At 66.9% G+C, this 17,897-nt stretch carries 15 protein-coding genes; 10 read left to right on the top strand and 5 right to left on the bottom strand.

Translation table 11 applies throughout. The features are described from left to right. Positions 1-36 precede the first annotated feature (36 nt). The 4 genes from RTX79_RS15395 to tldD all read left to right on the top strand — a co-directional run bounded on the left by RTX79_RS15395 (position 37) and on the right by tldD (position 7,563). Positions 37-645, top strand: a complete 609-nt coding sequence (locus RTX79_RS15395; RefSeq protein ID WP_312684638.1) for a Maf-like protein — start codon at positions 37-39, stop codon at positions 643-645. Further along, positions 638-2,125, top strand: a complete 1,488-nt coding sequence (gene rng / locus RTX79_RS15400; RefSeq protein ID WP_042612244.1) for a ribonuclease G — start codon at positions 638-640, stop codon at positions 2,123-2,125. The genes RTX79_RS15395 and rng overlap by 8 nt, the downstream gene beginning before the upstream one ends. Positions 2,126-2,155: 30 nt before the next feature. Beyond that, positions 2,156-6,049 (top strand): YhdP family protein, encoded by a 3,894-nt coding sequence (locus RTX79_RS15405; RefSeq protein WP_312684639.1) that lies wholly within the window; start codon positions 2,156-2,158, stop codon positions 6,047-6,049. A 68-nt stretch (positions 6,050-6,117) separates the two neighbouring features. Further along, the gene (gene tldD / locus RTX79_RS15410) at positions 6,118-7,563 is read left to right on the top strand and encodes a metalloprotease TldD (RefSeq protein ID WP_312684640.1); all 1,446 of its coding nucleotides are present in this window, start codon (positions 6,118-6,120) and stop codon (positions 7,561-7,563) included. A 101-nt stretch (positions 7,564-7,664) separates the two neighbouring features. Here the strand turns inward: tldD and yjgA are convergent, their stop codons facing one another. After that, on the bottom strand, positions 7,665-8,261 hold the full coding sequence (yjgA, locus tag RTX79_RS15415; protein WP_312684641.1) for a ribosome biogenesis factor YjgA: 597 nt from the start codon (positions 8,259-8,261) through the stop codon (positions 7,665-7,667). A gap of 68 nt (positions 8,262-8,329) precedes the next feature. On the opposite strand from yjgA, the gene pmbA reads away from it, so the two are divergent. The 4 genes from pmbA to RTX79_RS15435 all read left to right on the top strand — a co-directional run bounded on the left by pmbA (position 8,330) and on the right by RTX79_RS15435 (position 11,470). Continuing rightward, entirely contained in the window at positions 8,330-9,703 is a 1,374-nt protein-coding gene (pmbA, locus tag RTX79_RS15420) for a metalloprotease PmbA (RefSeq protein WP_057508763.1), read from the top strand. Positions 9,704-9,788: 85 nt separating this feature from the next. Beyond that, positions 9,789-10,172 (top strand): DUF4870 domain-containing protein, encoded by a 384-nt coding sequence (locus RTX79_RS15425; protein WP_123699613.1) that lies wholly within the window; start codon positions 9,789-9,791, stop codon positions 10,170-10,172. A gap of 625 nt (positions 10,173-10,797) precedes the next feature. After that, positions 10,798-11,130, top strand: a complete 333-nt coding sequence (locus RTX79_RS15430; RefSeq protein ID WP_312684642.1) for a hypothetical protein — start codon at positions 10,798-10,800, stop codon at positions 11,128-11,130. Positions 11,131-11,173: 43 nt separating this feature from the next. After that, entirely contained in the window at positions 11,174-11,470 is a 297-nt protein-coding gene (locus RTX79_RS15435; protein WP_312684644.1) for a hypothetical protein, read from the top strand. Between the two features lie 69 nt (positions 11,471-11,539). Here the strand turns inward: RTX79_RS15435 and RTX79_RS15440 are convergent, their stop codons facing one another. After that, positions 11,540-12,193 carry an isochorismatase family protein gene (locus RTX79_RS15440; RefSeq protein ID WP_312684645.1) on the bottom strand — a complete coding sequence of 218 codons (654 nt, stop codon included), beginning with the start codon at positions 12,191-12,193 and terminating at the stop codon, positions 11,540-11,542. A 160-nt stretch (positions 12,194-12,353) separates the two neighbouring features. Between RTX79_RS15440 and RTX79_RS15445 the strand changes: the two genes are divergently transcribed. Continuing rightward, positions 12,354-13,247, top strand: a complete 894-nt coding sequence (locus RTX79_RS15445; RefSeq protein ID WP_312684646.1) for a LysR family transcriptional regulator — start codon at positions 12,354-12,356, stop codon at positions 13,245-13,247. On the opposite strand, the gene RTX79_RS15450 is transcribed toward RTX79_RS15445, so the two are convergent. The 3 genes from RTX79_RS15450 to RTX79_RS15460 form a co-directional block, all read right to left on the bottom strand. Next, a complete protein-coding gene (locus RTX79_RS15450) occupies positions 13,244-14,680 on the bottom strand; it encodes a PepSY-associated TM helix domain-containing protein (protein ID WP_312684647.1) in 1,437 nt (478 codons plus the stop codon). The genes RTX79_RS15445 and RTX79_RS15450 overlap by 4 nt on opposite strands. Before the next feature lies 1 nt (position 14,681). Then, on the bottom strand, positions 14,682-16,721 hold the full coding sequence (locus RTX79_RS15455; protein WP_312684648.1) for a TonB-dependent receptor: 2,040 nt from the start codon (positions 16,719-16,721) through the stop codon (positions 14,682-14,684). A 138-nt stretch (positions 16,722-16,859) separates the two neighbouring features. Beyond that, positions 16,860-17,273 (bottom strand): DUF2946 family protein, encoded by a 414-nt coding sequence (locus RTX79_RS15460; RefSeq protein ID WP_312684649.1) that lies wholly within the window; start codon positions 17,271-17,273, stop codon positions 16,860-16,862. A 271-nt stretch (positions 17,274-17,544) separates the two neighbouring features. On the opposite strand from RTX79_RS15460, the gene RTX79_RS15465 reads away from it, so the two are divergent. Beyond that, positions 17,545-17,886: a hypothetical protein gene (locus RTX79_RS15465; protein ID WP_312684651.1), complete on the top strand. Its 342-nt coding sequence runs from the start codon at positions 17,545-17,547 to the stop codon at positions 17,884-17,886. Positions 17,887-17,897 lie beyond the last annotated feature (11 nt).

Genomic DNA, 17,897 nt, shown 5'->3' on the forward strand with positions numbered 1-17,897 from the left:
GCGATTCAGGCCCTGCGCGCAGGGTATGCTGTGTCGATGCTCTATCTTGCCTCCCGCTCCCCCCGCCGCAGTGAATTGCTTGCCCGCCTTGGCCGTCCGTTCCAGACCCTGGACCTGGACGTCGCCGAAGTGCGCGCTGCCGGCGAAAGTCCGCGTGATTACGTGCAGCGGGTGGCCGCCGACAAGGCCCGCGCCGGCCTGGCCGAGGTGCTGGCCAGCGATCCGGATGCCGTGGTGGTCGGGTCGGATACCGAAGTGGTGCTGGGCGAGCGCGTGTTCGGCAAGCCCGTCGACGCCGTCGATGCCGCCGCCATGCTGGCCGCGCTGTCCGGGCGCACCCACCAGGTGATGACCGCGGTGGTGCTGGCCGCTGCCGGCGGCCTGTCGGTGGACGTGGTGGTGTCCGAGGTCACCTTCGCGGCGCTGGACGATGCCCGTATCACCGCTTACGTGGCCACCGGCGAGCCGTTCGGCAAGGCCGGTGCGTATGCCATCCAGGGAGAAGCAGAGCGCTTCATCACCCACCTGGCCGGAAGCTATTCCGGCGTGATGGGATTGCCGCTGTACCAGACCGACCGGCTGCTGGCCGGCGCCGGCTTGCCTTCCCACCCTGTTGCCGCCACGGAGGCTGCCGTACATGTCTGAAGAAATACTGGTCAACGTAACCCCCCGCGAAACCCGGGTAGCGGTGATCGAGAACGGCATGTTGCAGGAGCTGCACATCGAACGTGGCTGGCGCCGCGGCGTGGTCGGCAACATCTACAAGGGAAAGGTGCAGCGGGTGATGCCCGGCATGCAGGCCGCCTTCGTTGAAGTGGGGCTGGAGCGCGCCGCCTTCCTGCACGCCAACGACGTGGTGCGGCCCGCCCCGGTGGCCAGTCCGGACACCGACGGCACCACGTTGCCGCCGCCGTCCAGCGTGCCCATCGTGGAGCTGCTGCGTGACGGCCAGGACATCGTGGTGCAGGTGGTCAAGGACCCCATCGGCACCAAGGGCGCACGCCTGACCACGCAGATCAGCATCCCCTCGCGTTACATGGTGCTGCTGCCGCAGTCCAAGGTGGTCGGCGTTTCGGCGCGCATCGAAGACGAAGGCGAGCGCGCACGGCTGAAGGCGCTGGTGACCGAACTGTCGGCCCAGCACGGCGGCTACGGCTACATCGTGCGCACCAATGCCGAAGGCCAGCCGGCCGAAGCGATCGCCGAGGACGTGGCCTACCTGTCGCGGGTATGGAACGTGGTGGAGCGGCGTGGCCGCGAAGCCGCTTCGTGCAGCGTGATCTATGAAGACCTGAGCCTGCCGCTGCGTTCGGTGCGCGACCTGATCCGCAAGGACGTGGACAAGGTGAAGGTCGATTCCAAGGAAACCTTCGTGCAGCTGCAGGCCTTCGTGGCCAAGTACATGCCGGTGCTGGCCGAGAAGCTGGAACTGTACGCCGGCGACCGCCCGATCTTCGACATGTTCGGGGTGGAGGACGAGATCGGCCGCGCGCTGGACAAGCAGGTGCCGCTGAAATCCGGCGGCTACCTGGTGATCGACCAGACCGAAGCGATGACCACCATCGACGTCAACACCGGTTCGTTCGTCGGCCAGCGCAACCTGGAAGAAACCGTCTACCGGACCAACCTGGAAGCGGCGCAGGCCGTGGCCAGGCAGCTGCGGCTGCGCAACCTGGGCGGCATCATCATCATCGACTTCATCGACATGGTGGACGCCGAGCACCGCCGCCAGGTGCTGCGCACGCTGGAAAAAGCGCTGGCCCGCGACCATGCCAAGACCACGGTGTACGACTTCTCGCCGCTGGGCCTGGTGGAGATGACGCGCAAGCGCACGGTGGAAAGCCTGGAGCGCCAGCTGTCGGAAACCTGCCCACAATGCAGCGGCCGCGGCAGCATCAAGACCACCGAAACGGTCACCTACGAAATCTTCCGCGAGATCACCCGGGCGGTGCGCCAGTTCGAGGCGGCGCGCCTGCTGGTGATCGCCTCGTCGAAGGTGGTGGCTCGCATCACCGACGAGGAATCCACCGCCGTTGCGGAGCTGGAGGAATTCCTCGGCAAGAGCATCCGCTTCCAGGCGGACGACCAGTACCTGCAGGAACAATTCGATGTGGTCCTGCTCTGATCTTTACCGGCCGGTTGCCGGCCAGGGCCGATGAGCGCGCCGCCGCGCCTGCGACTGCGAAGGATCCGCCGTCTTGCCCTGTACGCCTGCGCGATCACCCTGGTGGCGGTGGCGCTGCTGGTCGGCACCTTCAGCCAGCTGCTGCCGCTGGCTGAGCGCCACCCGGAACAGATTGCCGCCTGGCTGACCGCACGTGCCGGCCAGCCGGTGCGCTTTGATGACCTGAAGGCGCAGTGGACCCGGCGTGGCCCGCTGCTGCAGCTCGATGGCCTGCGCATCGGCGCCGGCGAGGGACTGCGCGTGGGCCAGGCCGAAGTGCAGGTGGCGATGTATGCCGGCCTGCTGCCGGGGCGTTCGTTGACCGAACTGCGCCTGCGTGGGCTGGCGCTGACCCTGCAGCGTGCCGACGACGGACGCTGGAGCGTGCGCGGCCTGCCGAGCCGGCCGGGCGGTGATCCGCTGGATGCGCTGCGGCGGCTCGGTGAGCTGCAGGTCGAACGTGGCCGGCTGACCGTCGATGCGCCTTCGATCGGGCTGCAGGCGACCCTGCCGCGGCTGGACGTGCGGCTGCGGGTCAACGGCGATCGCCTGCGCGTCGGCGTGCGGGCATGGGCCGACGAAGAGGCGCTGCCGCTGTCGGCGGTGCTGGACGTGGACCGCCGCCACGGCAACGGCGAGGCCTGGCTGGGCGGCGATCCGGTGGACCTGCAGGCGTGGTCGTCGCTGCTGTCCGGGGCCGGCGTGCAGGTGCTGCAGGGCCGCGGTGAACTCAATGCCTGGGTGGCCCTGCGTGACTTCCGCCCGGTGATGGTCACCACCGATTCCGACCTGGCCGCGCTGCACCTGTCCGGCGCACCCACCGCCCATGTGGCGCGGCCGACGCTGGAAGTGGAGCGCCTGCAGATGCGCGCGCGCTGGCGTTACAGCGAAGGCGGCTGGCGTGCACAGGCGCCGCTGCTGCGGGTGCGTGCCGATGGCCGCGAACAGGTGCTGGACGGCCTGCTGGTCGGTGCCGGGCAGCACATGGCGCTGGTCGCCGACAACGTGGATGGCAATGTGCTGCTGCGCGGACTGGCACTGACCGATCGGGTCGATGCCGGTCTGCGTGACTGGCTGTACCGCGCCCACCCGCAGGTGCGCGTGCGTTCGCTGCAGGCGCGCGGCGAACGCAACGGTGCGCTGTGGGTGCAGGGTGATCTGGAAACGCTGGCGTTTTCCAGCGTGGATGGCGGGCCGGGACTGGCCGGCGTGGGCGGCCGCTTCCAGGGCGATGCCGAAGGATTCTCGCTGCAGTTGCAGCCGCAGAAGCAACTGCAGTTCGACTGGCCGAAGGGCTTCGGCGTGCGCCATGACGTGCGCCTGGCCGGTGAGGTGGTGGGCTGGCATGACGAGGCCGGTGGCTGGCGGATCGGCACCCCGGCGCTGCGCGTGCAGGGCACGGACTATGCGGCCGACGTGCGCGGCGGGTTGTGGTTCCAGGGCGACGGCACGCGGCCGTGGATGCAGCTGGCGGCGAAGATCGACGATGTGCCGATGACCGCCGCCAAGCGCTTCTGGATCCGTTCGAAGATGAGCGCCAACGCGCGCGACTGGCTGGACACCGCGCTGCAGTCCGGCCGCGTGCGCAACGGCATCGGGCTGGTCACCGGCGACCTGGACGACTGGCCGTTCGACCGCAACAACGGCCGCTTCGAGGCCACCGGGCATATCGAGGACGGCACCATCCGTTTCCAGAAGACCTGGCCGGACATGACCCAGGTGGACGCGGACATCGCCTTCATCGGCCCGGGCTTCTCGCTGAAGGGCCGCGGCGACCTGGCCGGCGTCAACGTGGATGCGATGGAAGCGGGCATCGAGGATTTCGGTGAGACCCCGCTGTACGTGCGTGCGCAGAGCCGCAGCGAAGCCAGCCGGCTGCTGGCGATGCTGCGGCGCAGTCCGCTGCACGGGCAGTATGGCGACACCCTGGATGCGCTCAGCGCCAGCGGCCCGGCGAACGTGGATTTCGACCTGCTGCAGCCGCTGCATCCCGGCCAGCCCGGGCACCTGCAGGGCAGCGTGGCGCTGGATGGCGTGAAGCTGTCCGACAAGCGCTATGCGCTGGATTTCGAGGACGTGCGCGGCAGCGCGAAGTACGCCGGTGGCGGCTTCGGGGCCGACAACCTCAGCGTGCGCCACCTCGGCGCGCCGGGCACGTTGAGCCTGCGCGCCGGCGGCTTCGTGCGCGATCCGCAGCTGGCCTTCGAATCGGAACTGGACGCCAACCTGGACGCCGGCACGCTGCTGGACCGCGCCCCGGACATGGCTTGGCTGAAGCCCTATATCGAAGGCCGTTCGGACTGGAAGATCGGCGTGGACATGCCCAAGGCGGTGGCTGCGGCGCCGTCAGCGGGCGGTACGGCGGCGGCGACGCCGCCGGCGCGCCTGCACCTGCAGTCCAACCTGGTGGGCACCACGCTGAGCCTGCCGGCGCCGCTGGACAAGCCGGCCGCCGAGGCGCTGGATACCTGCGTGGCGGCGCAGCTGCCGATGGGCGATGGGCGCATCGACGTGGCCTTCGGCGAGCGCCTGGCACTGGCCGCGCGCACCCAGCAGGGCCAGACCGGCGTGCAGGTCACGCTGGGCAGTGCGCGGGTGGACCGCGATCCGCCGGCCAGCGGGCTGGCGGTCGACGGCCGCAGCGGCTCGCTGGATGCACTGGAATGGATATCGCTGGCGCGTGGTTCGGCCGGCGATGGCAAGGACGACGGCACGCCAAGCGACCCGATGCCGCTGCGCTCGGTGGATGTGCAGGTGGCCCAGCTGCTGCTGATCGGCGGGGTGTTCGAACAGACCCGCCTGCAGCTGCGGCCGACCGCCCAGTACCTTGACGTGCGCCTGGACGGCCCTTCGCTGGCCGGCCAGCTGCAGGTACCCAACGCCAGTGGCGGTACCATCAGCGGCACCCTGCAGCGCGTGCACTGGAAATCGCTGCCGGGCCCGGTGCAGCCGCGTCCGCGCGATGGTGCACCGATCGTGATGCCCGATGGCCAGGTGATGGCCGCGCGCGTGCAGGCCAGCGCCAACGACACCGACCCTGCCGCCATTCCGCCGCTGTCGCTGGGCATCGCCGACCTGCAGTTCGGCAAGATCAGTCTTGGCCAAGCGGTGGTGCGCACCCAGCCGGTCGCCAACGGACTGCGCGTGCAGCAGCTTGATTTCCGTTCGCCGAAACAGGCCATCGACGTGCGTGGCAGCTGGCTGGGCAAGGGGCCTGCGGCGCGCACGGACCTCACCGCGCAGGTGCGCAGTGAAGACCTTGGCGACCTGCTGCGCGACCTGGATTACGGTGGCCAGCTGCGTGGCGGGCAGGGCAGCATCGACCTGCAGGCCGCTTGGGCCGGCGGGCCGTCGGACTTCCAGCTGGGCAACCTGCAGGGCAGCATGAAAGTCGATGCGCGCAACGGCCAGCTGCTGGAACTGGAGCCGGGCGCCGGACGCGTGCTGGGCCTGCTGAGCATCACCCAGCTGCCGCGCCGGCTGATGCTGGACTTCCGTGATTTCTTCTCCAAGGGCTTTGCGTTCAACCAGATCGGCGGCACGCTGGCCTTCGCCGACGGCTCGGCAACCACCGACAAGGTGATGATCGAAGGTCCGGCCGCCAACATCCGCATCCGCGGCCGTACCGACCTGCGCGCGCAGCAGTTCGACCAGACCATCGACGTCAACCCGCGCTCGGGCAACCTGCTGACGGTCGTTGGCGCAGTGGCCGGCGGCCCGGTGGGTGCGGCATTGGGCGCGGCCACCAATGCGGTGCTGTCCAAGCCGCTGGGCGAAATCGGGGCCAAGACCTACCGCGTCACCGGCCCCTGGAAAGACCCGAAAGTGGAGGTGGTGGAGCGCGATGCGTCCGTGCCGCCACCGCCCAAGCCGACCGCGCGCTGAGCGCGCCGGCTCTCCCCCCTGCGTGACGCGGCTTGCCATGGCCGCGTTTCGCCCCCAGATTGAACACCATGACCGATAACGCCCTGACCCTCGCCACCGACCGCCTGCTGCAGCCCGCCGGGCTGGACGCCGGCACCCTGGAAAACACCTTCGGCCACCTGCTGGGCCCGGGCATCGACTTCGGTGACCTGTACTTCCAGCACGCCCGCCGCGAAAGCTGGAGCGTGGAAGACGGCATCGTCAAGGACGGTGCGCATTCCATCGAACAGGGCGTCGGCGTGCGCGCGATTTCCGGTGAGAAGACCGGCTTCGCCTACTCCGATGACATCCACCACGATGCGCTGTCCAACGCCGCACAGTCGGCCCGTGCGATTTCGCGCGAGGGTGGGGCGCAGACCGGCAAGTCCCTGCTGCGCGGTGATGCGCGCGCGCTGTACCCGGCGCTGGATCCGGTGGACAGCATGGGCAACGAAGCCAAGGTGGAAGTGCTCAAGCGGCTGGACGCCTACCTGCGCGCGGCCGACCCGCGCGTGAAGCAGGTGATGGTGAGCCTCTCCGGCGGCGTGGACACGATCCTGATCGCCCGCAGCGACGGCGTGCTGGGCGCGGACATCCGCCCGCTGGTGCGCTTGAACGTGCAGGTGATCGTGGAGCAGAACGGCCGTCGCGAATCCGGTTATTCCGGTGGCGGCGGCCGCTATGACTACACCGAACTGTTCAGCAGCGGGCGGCCGGAAGCGTTCGCCCGCGAAGCACTGCGGCAGGCCCTGGTGAACCTGGACGCGGTACCCGCACCAGCCGGCGTGATGCCGGTGGTGCTCGGCCCGGGCTGGCCGGGCGTGCTGCTGCACGAAGCGGTCGGCCATGGCCTGGAAGGCGACTTCAACCGCAAGGGCACCAGCGTGTATGCCGGTCGCCTGGGCGAACGGGTGGCTTCGCCGGGCGTGACCATCGTCGATGACGGCACGCTGGAAGGCCTGCGCGGTTCGCTCAACATCGATGACGAAGGCCAGCGCACCCAGTGCACCACGCTGATCGAAGACGGCATCCTGGTCGGCTACATGCAGGATTCACTCAACGCCCGCCTGATGGGCATGGCGCCGACCGGCAACGGCCGCCGCGAATCGTTCGCGCACCTGACCATGCCGCGCATGACCAACACCTACATGCGTGCTGGTGACCATGATCCGCAGGAAATGATCCGCTCGGTGAAGAAGGGCCTGTACGCGGTGAACTTCGGCGGCGGCCAGGTCGATATCACCAGCGGCAAATACGTGTTTTCGGCCACCGAGGCCTACCTGATCGAAGACGGTCGCATCACCGCGCCGGTGAAGGGCGCCACGATCATCGGCAACGGACCGGAAACCATGCAGAAAGTGCGCATGATCGGCAACGACCTGGCACTGGACCAGGGCGTCGGCATCTGTGGCAAGGATGGCCAGAGCGTGCCGGTCGGCGTAGGCCAGCCGTCGCTGCTGATCGATGGACTCACCGTAGGTGGCACCCAGGCGTGATGCCAGCGGTGCTCCTGCCCGGTGGCGCCGCGCGCTGCCCGGCGGCATCCCTGACCGGTAGCGCCGAGCCATGCCCGGCGGCTTTTCCGGCAGCGCGGGCCTCAGTCCTGGCTGTCGTCCGCGTCGTCATCAACCGCGTCGGCGTCTTCGCCGCTGTCGGCCACGATCAGCCCCAGCGCGGCCGGCAGCATCAGCGCACGCAGCACCTGGAAGATTTCCCGGTAGGCGCGCGGCGGCTTGTTCTTGGCCTTTTCGGCCTGGGCATTGCGCACCAGCGTGCGCAGTTCCTGGCGGTCGGCCTGCGGGTATTCCACCAGCAGCTTGGACAGCGCGGCGTCGCCATCGCTCATCAGCTTTTCGCGCCAGTCTTCGACCCGGTGCATCATCGCCACTTCGCGGCGGCCGGTATCGCTGTTGGCGTCCAGCGCCTCGCGGATGGCATCCAGCGCGGATTCTTCCTCGCGGCGCATATGCTTGGCCAGGAACGCCAGCTGCCGCTTGTGCGCGATGTGGGCGGTGATCCGCTTGCATTCGGCGATGTGCGGCAGCAGGTCTTCCGGCACCGGCAGGCGCGCCAGCTGCGCAGGCGTCAGCGAAACCAGCTTTTCGCCCAGCGCAAGCACGTCCAGCGCTTCATTGCGCTTCTGCTTGCGGCTTTTATCGTGGAATTCACCGGTTTCTTCGTCGCGTCCGCGCATCGTCTTTCCTACTTTCGTAAATACGTCGCCCGGCGCAGTGCCGGGCCCAACCTGTACAGGATAAAGCATTGAACGTCATCGCCCCTGAAGCGGCCGTTGCCGCAGGTCCCGAGGCCCGGCTGGAACAGCTGGCCGACATCTCCCAGCAGTTGCTGGACCACGCCCGGCGGCTGGGCGCCAGCCAGGCCGAAGTGTCCTGCAGCGAGGACCGCGGGCTGGATGTGAACGTTCGCCTGGGCGAGGTGGAGACGGTCGAATCCACCGCCGACCGGGGGATCGCGGTCACCGTGTACTTTGGCAAGCGCAAGGGCAGTGCCAGCACCGCCGACCTGCAGCCGTCCAGCCTGGTGGCCACGGTGGAGCAGGCCTGCGCCATCGCCCGGCATACCGAAGACGATGCCGCCGCCGGCCTGGCCGACGCCGATCTGATGGCGCGTGAGTTCCCGGAACTGGACAGCTGGCACCCGTGGGCGCTGCAGGCCGACCAGGCGATCGACCTGGCGCTGGCCTGCGAAGCGGCCGGCCGCGACAGCGATGCGCGCATCAGCAATACCGATGGCGCCTCGGCATCGACCGGACAGAGCCTGTCGGTGTATGCCAACTCGCACGGCTTCTTCGGCCGCGAGCGCGGCACCCATCATTCGATCAGCGTGGCGCTGATTGCCGGGCAGGGCGACGGCATGCAGCGCGATGGCTGGTATACCAGCGCGCTGGCCCGCGAGGACCTGGAAGACCCGGCCGCGGTAGGCCGCAAGGCCGCCGAGCGCACCATCGCCCGGCTGCAGCCGCGTTCGATGGCCACCAGCAGCATGCCGGTGCTGTTCGCCCCGGAAGTGGCGCGCAGCCTGGTCGGCCACCTGCTGTCGGCGATTTCCGGCGGCGCGCTGTACCGTCAGTCCAGCTTCCTGCTGGACAGCCTGGGCACCTCCCTGTTCCCGGCCTGGATGCAGATCGACGAACTGCCGCACCTGCGCCGTGGCCGCCGTTCGGCCGCCTTCGATGGTGACGGCGTGGCGACCCGTACCTCGGCGATCGTGCGCGATGGCGTGCTGCAGCGCTACATCCTGGGCAGCTACTCGGCGCGCAAACTGGGCCTGCAGACCACCGGCAACGCTGGTGGCGTGCACAACCTGCAGGTAGCCGCCAGCGCACCGGGGCTGGACCTGCATGCCATCGCCCGGCAGATGGGCACCGGCCTGCTGGTGACCGAGCTGATGGGGCAGGGCGTGAACGGCGTGACGGGTGATTACTCGCGCGGCGCCGGCGGCTTCCGCGTGGAGAACGGCGAGATCCTGTACCCGGTGGACGGCATCACCATCGCCGGCAACCTGCGCGACATGTTCCAGTCCATCGAGGCGATCGGCAGCGACGTGGATCCCCGCTCGCACGTCGCCATCGGCTCGTTGTTGATCGGAAAAATGACGGTCGCCGGTAACGACTGACGACGTTATTGGCGTACTCTTGCCGGGCTGCGACGGCCCACGGGGAGTGGGTCGCGCCGACCCTACAATCTAAAAGGAGTTTACCGTGAGCGAATTCGACAACGTCACCGCGCCGCCGCCGCCGCCGTCCAGCGTGGAGCCGGCCCCGGCCGACCAGCGCACCATGGCACTGGCCGCGCACCTGCTCGGCATCTTCACCTGGTTCATCGGCGCGCTGGTGATCTGGCTGGTCAACAAGGACGACGCCAGCAAGGCCTTCGTCACTGACCAGGCCAAGGAAGCGCTGAACTTCCAGATCACCATCGCCATCGCCATGGCGATCTGCGTGGTGCTGATGATCGTCTTCATCGGCGCCCTGCTGATGCCGGTGGTCGGCGTGTTGAACGTGGTGTTCTGCATCATCGCCGCAGTGAAGTCCAACAACGGCGAAGCCTACCGCTACCCGTTCACCCTGCGCCTGATCAAGTAATCAAGGTGATGATGATCCGACACCCCGGTGGGTGACGACCGTTGGTCGTCACGCTCTGCACAAAATGCCCGGCAATGCCGGGCATTTTTTTTTCCGCGGCAAGGTAAAGCCGACCTCAATCGGCTGATCCGCCCCGACACCAAGTTGCGTAATGCAATTACGGAAAAAATGCCTTATCGACAGAGCGGGTCAACCCGATACCTGGTCTCATCACTTTCGACTCTACTGCCTGAGGGTAGACGGAGGAGGTGATTTATGTGGGAAAAATCGGACAAAATCGTAAGGATCACTTCTCTTGGAGCAGCGTTAGGCCTGCTCATAATGGTTTTTCCAGTCACACCTTGTTTTGCCCTTGAAATCTACTACGGTCCGCCCTTCGAATGTATTGGGGTGGCGGACTCGACGGCGGCTCACTTCCTGCCAAAAACGCAGCAGCGAGAGCTTGGTGAACAACCAGGGAAGAAGAGGGAGACGTCATGGAGAGTGCCATGGAGCTATCCGCTGCCGGGCCTTTCCAATGCGCGATCATGGCCTCGTCCGCGCTGAGCGGAAAGCCCTCATTTCGCTATGTAGAGGCCGGAACGTTTTTCCCTGGAAATCTTCGGCGACAGGTGAGGAGAAAGCCGTGAACGTGCTGATTTACGGGCTCGGGGCCTTAGGCGCGATCGCAGTCTTTCTGCTTCCAATTCGCTGTGGTCAGCTTCTGTGGTCTGCTCTCTCCTGCCCGGCTAAACGAAATAGAGGGAAAATGATTTCTGCAATTGCCTTTGTAGTGGCTTGGGTTGCGTGGGCTGGCTATGACGTCATCTCTTCCATCGTTGCTTGCTTCACAAACTCTTACTGCGGCCCCGGCGTGGGCAGTGTGTGGATCTACCTTGCATTTTTCGGTCTGATTTACGTGTGTTTCGAATTGCTCGTTCAGACCCTGCAGTGGCTGCTCAATAAAGGAATTTTCTAAGAACCTGTTTGGTGGCCACCCCATCATCGAATTCCTACAATTGATGGAAGGGTTGATTTTTATTGATGCCGAAATTGCGCGAAAAGATTCTGCGTTCATCATTGCAGCCCCGACAGGCGCTGTTCGCTCCTGTCGCGTGCCGTTCCACCCTGTGCCGCTGCGGCGCTTCGGCACGGTGGAAGCGGCGCTGGTGGTGGCCCATCTTTCGGATGGCTTTCTGTACTTCGATGACGTCGAAGAGGGCTTCGAGGTCGGTGTTGCGGGCGAAGACGGCATCCTGCCCGAGCGCAGCGGTGACCAGCTGGAACTGCAGCATGCCTTGGTCAGGGCAGGGCTGTAGCCCTGAGCCCCGCTACCCGCTACCCGCAAGCCGTCGCCAGCCTGCAGGCATCACCGGCAACGCGCAGTATCAGCCTGCGCTCGGCGGCACCGGTGTGTTGAGCAGCTGCTGCTCCCACAGGTAGGCAATGCCGCTGCCGGTAGCGTGCTGCTTCAGTACTTCGGTCAGCTCAGCTGCGTGCTCGGTGCGCGCCCAGTCGCGCTGCCATTCGGCGGCCAATGCCATCCAGGTCATCACGTTGGCGCCGGCCGCGATCATGCGCTGGATCGCCACCTGGTGGGCTTCGACCGAGACCGCGCCGGAGGCATCGGTGATCACGGTGACATCCCAGCCTTCGCCCAGCGCCTGGATCACCGGCATCGCCACGCAGATCTCGGTCCACAGGCCGGCGATGATCAGCTGCTTGCGGCCGGTGGCCTTTACTGCGTCGACCACCTTCGGGTCTTCCCAGGTATTGATGAAGGTACGGTCGATGACCTCCTGTCCGGGGAACACGTCGGTGATGTGCGGGAAGATCAGCCCGCCGCGGTCAGCGATCACGCTGGTGAGGATGGTCGGCACCTTGAAGGCCTTGGCCGCCTTTGCCAGCGCCGTTGCGTTGTTCACCACCGCATGCGGGTCGTGGCTGTTGAGGTTTGCCAGCTGGTAGGGTTGGTGGTCGATAAGGACCAGCACGGAATCTTCAGGGCGGAGCAGCGAGGAAAGGCCGTTGCGGAAGGTCATGGAGTCATCCTTGTTGTCGAGGGGGGGGGAACGAACCCGAACCTTGTCATCCCCCCGCCCGGGGCGGTAGAACCCTTTCCTGCCAAGCTGTGTCGCGCAAAGGGGAACGCAGGACCAGCCCGGCATGTGTCAGGCTAGGGAGTGCATCCGGGAGGTCACGGTGGATATCGAAGCGCTGCGCACGTTCGTGGAAGTGGCCAACGCAGGCGGCGTTTCCCCCGCCGCGCGCCGGCTGAATGTGTCCAAGTCGATCGTCAGCCGGCGGCTGGCCCGGCTGGAGGCGGAACTGGGCTTACAACTGCTGGCGCGCACCACGCGTGGCGCGGCGCTGACCGAAGCCGGCGCGACGTTCCGCGATCACGCGGCCAGGGCCTGCGCGGAGATCGATGCGGCGCGCGACGCGATCCTGCCCAGCGGGGATCTGCGCGGACGCCTGCGTATCGCCGCGCCGCTGACCTTCGGCCCGACCCACTTCGCTTCGGTGTTCGCCGAGATGGCACGGCGCCATCCGCAATTGCACGTGCATGCGTCCTACAGCGACCGCTTTGCCGATCTGGTGGCGGAGGGATTCGACTGCGCGATCCGCGTGGGATACCTGCCCGATTCCAACCTGATCGCGCGCTGCGTGGGACCGCTGTACGGAAAGCTTGTCGCCAGTCCGGATTATGTGGCGGCCCACGGCGCGCCGGAAACGCCGGATGAGTTGCTGGCCCACGAGGCCTTGATGCAGGGCACCGAAGCCTGGCAGTTCAGCGATGGCGATGCCGTGGTGACCGTGCATCCGCGTGGGCGTTTCAAGGCCGACAATGGCACCGCGCTGATCGCCGCCGCGGTGGCGGGACTGGGCATCGCCTGGCTGCCCGATGGGCTTACCCAGCCCTACCTGGAAGCCGGCACGCTGGTGCCGGTCATGCCGCGTTATCCGCCTCCGGCAGCCGGCATCTACGTAATCCGTCCGCCGGGCCCGCACCCCTCGCTGAAGGTGCGGGTACTGACCGAACTGTTGATTGCCTGCTTCGACGAAACGCCGCAACACGCAGCGTTCCGTCGCTAGCTGCTGCGCCAACCCCGCGTCAGCACATAGTCCAGCACGCCGATGACCAGCAGCGAAAGCCCCATCAGCGGGAACACGATGCCGCCGATGCACAGCAGCGCGAACACGATCGCGACCGTGCGCCTGGCGTGCGGCAGGGGAGGGATGCCAACGCCACCCGCTGGCCGGCGCTTCCACCACATCACCGCACCGCTCGCGCAGAGCAGGACGATCGCTGCACAGGCAACCAGCAGCAACAGGCGGTTCACGCTGCCGTATTGCTGGCCCAGATGCACGTTGATGCCCCATTCCAGCCCGCGGCCGAGCACGCCGTAGTCGGCGTAACCCACGTCCAGCAGGATGCGGCCACTGTACTGGTCCATGTGCACCACGCGTTGCCGGTTCACCTGCTCCGGATAGACCGAGGCCGAGTACACCCCCATGGGGCCACGCGGCAGTGCCACGCTGTAACCGGGGGCCATGCCGAGCGCGTTGAAACGCTGCAACGCTGCACCGATGCCGATGGCCCCGGGCTGCGGCGAAAGATCCCCGGGTCCCACGCCGGCGTGGCTTTCATGGCCTTCGTGTGCCTGTTGCTGCGGAGGCGCCGCGTGGCGGGCATGGGCATGGGCGTGCGCGAGCTGCGAGGCCGGCAGCCGAGCCTGCTCCATCGACCAGCTCGGGGCAGTGGCATCGGCCAGGCGCTGATCGGACATTGGCACATCCACGCGTACGCCCGCCGGATAACCGGAATTGTGTCCGTTTGCCCAGGCACTGACCTGCTTGCCCCAGACCAGCGACCACGGCATGCCGGTCAGGGCCAGGAACAGCAGCACCGCGCCTACCCAGACCCCGGTCACCGCATGCAGGTCACGCCAGAACAGGCGCTGTGCCGGTCGCCCCCGCACGCGGGTGACGCCGCCGCTCTGCCCGCGCGGCCACCACAGGAAAACCCCGGTGACCACCAGCAGGATCGCCCAGCCCGCGGCGATTTCGATCAACGCGCTGGCCCAGCGTGCGACCAGGTCCAGGCTGTGCAGCCGGCGCACCACGCCGGAGAAAGTGCCCTTGTCGGGCAGCGAGCCCAACACCCGCGCGGTGCCGGGATCGACGTAGTACACATCGCGCGCTCCATCGGGCTGCTGCACGCCGATTTCCACGCTGCCATCGGCGCGCTCGGGCAGGGTGTAACGGAACGTTCGTCCTGCTGCAACGGCCTCGACCGCGGCGATCTGGGCACTCGCCGATGCAGGCGTGCCGCGCGTGGGTTCGACTACTTTCAGATCGTGGTGGATCCAGCGGTCGATCGGCTTCTGGTACAGGTACGCCGCCCCGGTCAGCGCCAGCCATGCGATGAACGGCAGCACGAACAGGCCTGCATAGAAGTGCCATCGCCACACCGCGCGATGGAAGCGCCAGCGATCGCTCGGGCTCTGGGTAGGCGTGGTCTGCATGTCAGATATCCCGTGTCCAGCTCAGGTAGAACGCGCGTCCATCGCCGGGCGAGTAACCGGAGGTACCACTGTCATACCAGGCGTACACATAGAAGCGGTCGGTGGCGTTCTTCAGTTGCAGGGCCACGCGGTTACGCTCATCCACGTGGTAGGTCGCGCTCAGGTTCATCAGTACGTAGCCGCCATGACGGCCCAGCGTGTTGCTCCGTTCCACGTAGTAATCGCCCTGGCCGTTGCCCCATGCGCTGAAGCTCCAGTCCGCACGCGGCGCGTAGTCCACGCCGGCACTGGCCAGCCAGTTCGGCACGTTCTCGATCTGCCGGCCACGGGTCTGCGGTGCGCTCGGGTCGGCCACGGTGATCACCGCTTTCTGCCGCGAATAGGAGCCCCATGCCCGCCACTGTTCGCTGGCCTGCCAGCTCAGCTGGGCATCCCAGCCCCGCCGCAGTGTCTGGCCGACGTTGCCGACTTCATTGGCACCGATCGCCCCGTTGACGCCCAGGATGGTGGCGACTTCATCCGATGCACGCTGCTCCCAGTACGCCACGCGGGCCTGCAGCCCCGGCAGCGGCGTCCATTTGAACCCGCTCTCCCAGCCTTCATTGCGCGAGGGCAGCACGTTGTTGGCCTGGATACGGTAGGCACCGTTGCCACTGCCGATCTGGAAGGTGCGGCCCCAGTTGGCATAGGCCACGGTGCGGTCTCCGAGGTCGTAGGACACGCTCAGCTTCGGTTGTTTGATCAGCCCGTAGCGGTAGGCGGGCGCATGGCTGCCATCGGCGCGGTTGTGGAATCCTCCGTCGATGTGGTCCACCCGGTAGGCGGGTACGATCTTCAGCGCTTCAGTCGGCTTGACCACGGCCTGCACGTACGCGCCTTGGGTATCCAGATCGAAGCGCCAGTCACGCAGGGTGGTCTGGCGTTCGCGCGCCACGGTGCGGTAACGGGCGGCGAGGTTGTCCTGCCACTGCGCGTCCACGCCGGCGTCCAGCACCAGATCGGCCAGCGATGTCGCAGGGCGCCAGGTCGTGTTGATGATCACGCCGCGGTGCGTCTCGTCGTTGAAGCGCTCCTGTTGTGCACCGCCGGCGGTGAAGGTCACCCAGCGCTGGTTGCGGTAGTCGTTCTGATAAGCCTTGGCATTCCAGCTCCAGCCGTTGCCCAGTTGGCCATCGGCATGCAGCGCGGTCTGGACGGTCTGGCGCTCGCTGCGGTCATCGCGCGCGTAATCCGGTGATTGCGTTGGATTGGCCTGCACTTCGGCGTAGCTCAGGTAGCCGGCTTCCAGCGCGGTGTTGTTGTAATAGCGGGCGGTCAGCCCCGCACGCCACTGGCTCTCTTCGTTGGTGTAGAACCACTTGCCGGAGAAGCTGCGCTGGGTGGATCGGGCATGGTCGCGCTCGCCATCGGAGCCGCGCCAGCCAACGAAATAGTTCTGCGCCCACGCGCCCTTTTCGACTCCTTTGGCGATCTGGATATCGCGGGTACCGAAGCTGCCGACGGTGACGCTGGCCTGCCCGTCGTTGCCCCCCTGGCGGGTCAGTACGTTCACATCGCCGGCGATGGCATGCAGGCCATAGCGGGCATCGTTGGTGCCGCGGACGATTTCCAGTGCACTGATGTCCAGCGGGAACACGGCGTCCAGATACGGCATGCCGCCGGCGTTGTCATTGCTGGGAATGCCGTCGATCAGCAACTTGACTGCGTTGATGCGGCCTTCGCCATTGAAGCCGCGGAAGGAGAAGCGGCCGGCATCGGTGCCCATCTTGAACTGGGTCACCTGCACGCCGGGGGCATTCATCAGCAGCTCCCAGCTGTGGTCGACTTTCTGCTGCTGCAGCAGGTCACCACCGATGACGTCCACCGAGGTGAACATCAGGCGCGCCGGCAGCTCCCTCTGCGGCGTTGCGCGGGCCTGTACGGTGCCCAGTGTCAGTGCGGTTCCTTCCTGCGCGACCGCCGGCGAAGCTACGGTGGCCGTGCACGCCAGAGCCGCCACGATCACCGTTGGCAGCGGGCGCGTTGGTTGAAGTTTTTTCATTGTCCACAACATCGAAATGCCACGACCGGAGGCGGTCGGGACAGGCAGAAGATCCGGTGCGTCAGCCCGGTGGAAGGGAGGTCGGGGATTCAGTCACGCGTCGAAATGCAGCGTGCAGCCGCAGGAGGGCGAACTGAATCAGCAGGCGATGGCGGGTGGACCGCGCGCGCCCAGCGTGCCCAGCGCAGGAGCGGACCGGGTCGGGTGACGTGCCGTGATCGTGCGGAATGCTGCGGGCCAGACCGTTAGCAACAACAGCAGCGCTACCAGCAGGCTGACCATGCGGGCCGCAATCAGGCAGTAGTCGCACTCCACGCCCATCTCATGCTTGGCGTGCGGATCCGGCGGCGCGGTGTCGCTCGAGGCCGCGTGCACTGGCGGCTGCACTGCCGTCATGTCGTGATGCATGGCGTGCTGCGTGCCATGGTGCATATTGTGTGCACTGCGCGCGTGCGGGGTGGCGGCGGATTCTGCGGGCGCCAGCACGGCGGTCGGCGCAGGATGCTCGGCCAGCGCCCGGCTGATCAGCGGTGCCACCATCACCAGGGCCATGGCCAGGCATGCCCAAGCGTGGAGCCAGCGGTGGAAGAGGGGCGAGCGCACGCCCTGATTCTAAGGGAAGCCAGCCGGGGCGGCGCGTGAGACGGCCGGTTTGGCGTGCACTGCGACGCTTTGTCACAGGTGGGGCCGGGGTACTGTTGTGCGGCCGCTGGCAATCTGCCTGCCGTCGAATATAGTGAGGCCGGGCGCGACCTGCGCAGTTGCAGGGACAGCAGGGCAGCGCCGCCCCTGTGCTTCAAACCGCTGACAGAAAGGATGCATCGTGAGCCCGGAAACCATCCTCGCAGGCGTCGTAGCCGCGGCCGTCATTCTGGGACTGGTCGGATCGTTGTGGCCCAAGCGCAAGCCACCCCACATGGTGTTCAAATGTGGCCGTTGCAACACGGCCAGCCGACACGGTAATCGCACCATCGAAGCGTGGCGTCGTGGGAAGACCCGGTTCTTCTGCACTCCCTGCCATCTCAAGTGGCTGCAGTCGCGGCCTCGCCACGAGCAGGACACGTACTCCGGCCATGGCCGCACCGGTGGTTCAGGATGCCTGGGCGTGATTGCGATTCTGGTTTTTCTGCCCGCCGGTGGCATGCTGGCGTGGGTCTTCGTCTGAGCAGGAAAAGC

The organism is Stenotrophomonas chelatiphaga, from assembly GCF_032054965.1.
GTDB classification, from domain to species: Bacteria; Pseudomonadota; Gammaproteobacteria; order Xanthomonadales; family Xanthomonadaceae; genus Stenotrophomonas; species Stenotrophomonas chelatiphaga.

What these genes read in the sequence shown, in the direction of transcription:
- RTX79_RS15395 (WP_312684638.1), top strand. Translation starts at nt 37, where the DNA reads ATGCTCTATCTTGCCTCCCGCTCCCCCCGCCGCAGTGAATTGCTTGCC.
- rng (WP_042612244.1), top strand. Translation starts at nt 638, where the DNA reads ATGTCTGAAGAAATACTGGTCAACGTAACCCCCCGCGAAACCCGGGTA.
- RTX79_RS15405 (WP_312684639.1), top strand. Translation starts at nt 2,156, where the DNA reads ATGAGCGCGCCGCCGCGCCTGCGACTGCGAAGGATCCGCCGTCTTGCC.
- tldD (WP_312684640.1), top strand. Translation starts at nt 6,118, where the DNA reads ATGACCGATAACGCCCTGACCCTCGCCACCGACCGCCTGCTGCAGCCC.
- yjgA (WP_312684641.1), bottom strand. Translation starts at nt 8,261, where the DNA reads ATGCGCGGACGCGACGAAGAAACCGGTGAATTCCACGATAAAAGCCGC.
- RTX79_RS15435 (WP_312684644.1), top strand. Translation starts at nt 11,174, where the DNA reads ATGGAAGGGTTGATTTTTATTGATGCCGAAATTGCGCGAAAAGATTCT.
- RTX79_RS15440 (WP_312684645.1), bottom strand. Translation starts at nt 12,193, where the DNA reads ATGACCTTCCGCAACGGCCTTTCCTCGCTGCTCCGCCCTGAAGATTCC.
- RTX79_RS15450 (WP_312684647.1), bottom strand. Translation starts at nt 14,680, where the DNA reads ATGCAGACCACGCCTACCCAGAGCCCGAGCGATCGCTGGCGCTTCCAT.
- RTX79_RS15455 (WP_312684648.1), bottom strand. Translation starts at nt 16,721, where the DNA reads ATGAAAAAACTTCAACCAACGCGCCCGCTGCCAACGGTGATCGTGGCG.
- RTX79_RS15460 (WP_312684649.1), bottom strand. Translation starts at nt 17,273, where the DNA reads ATGGCCCTGGTGATGGTGGCACCGCTGATCAGCCGGGCGCTGGCCGAG.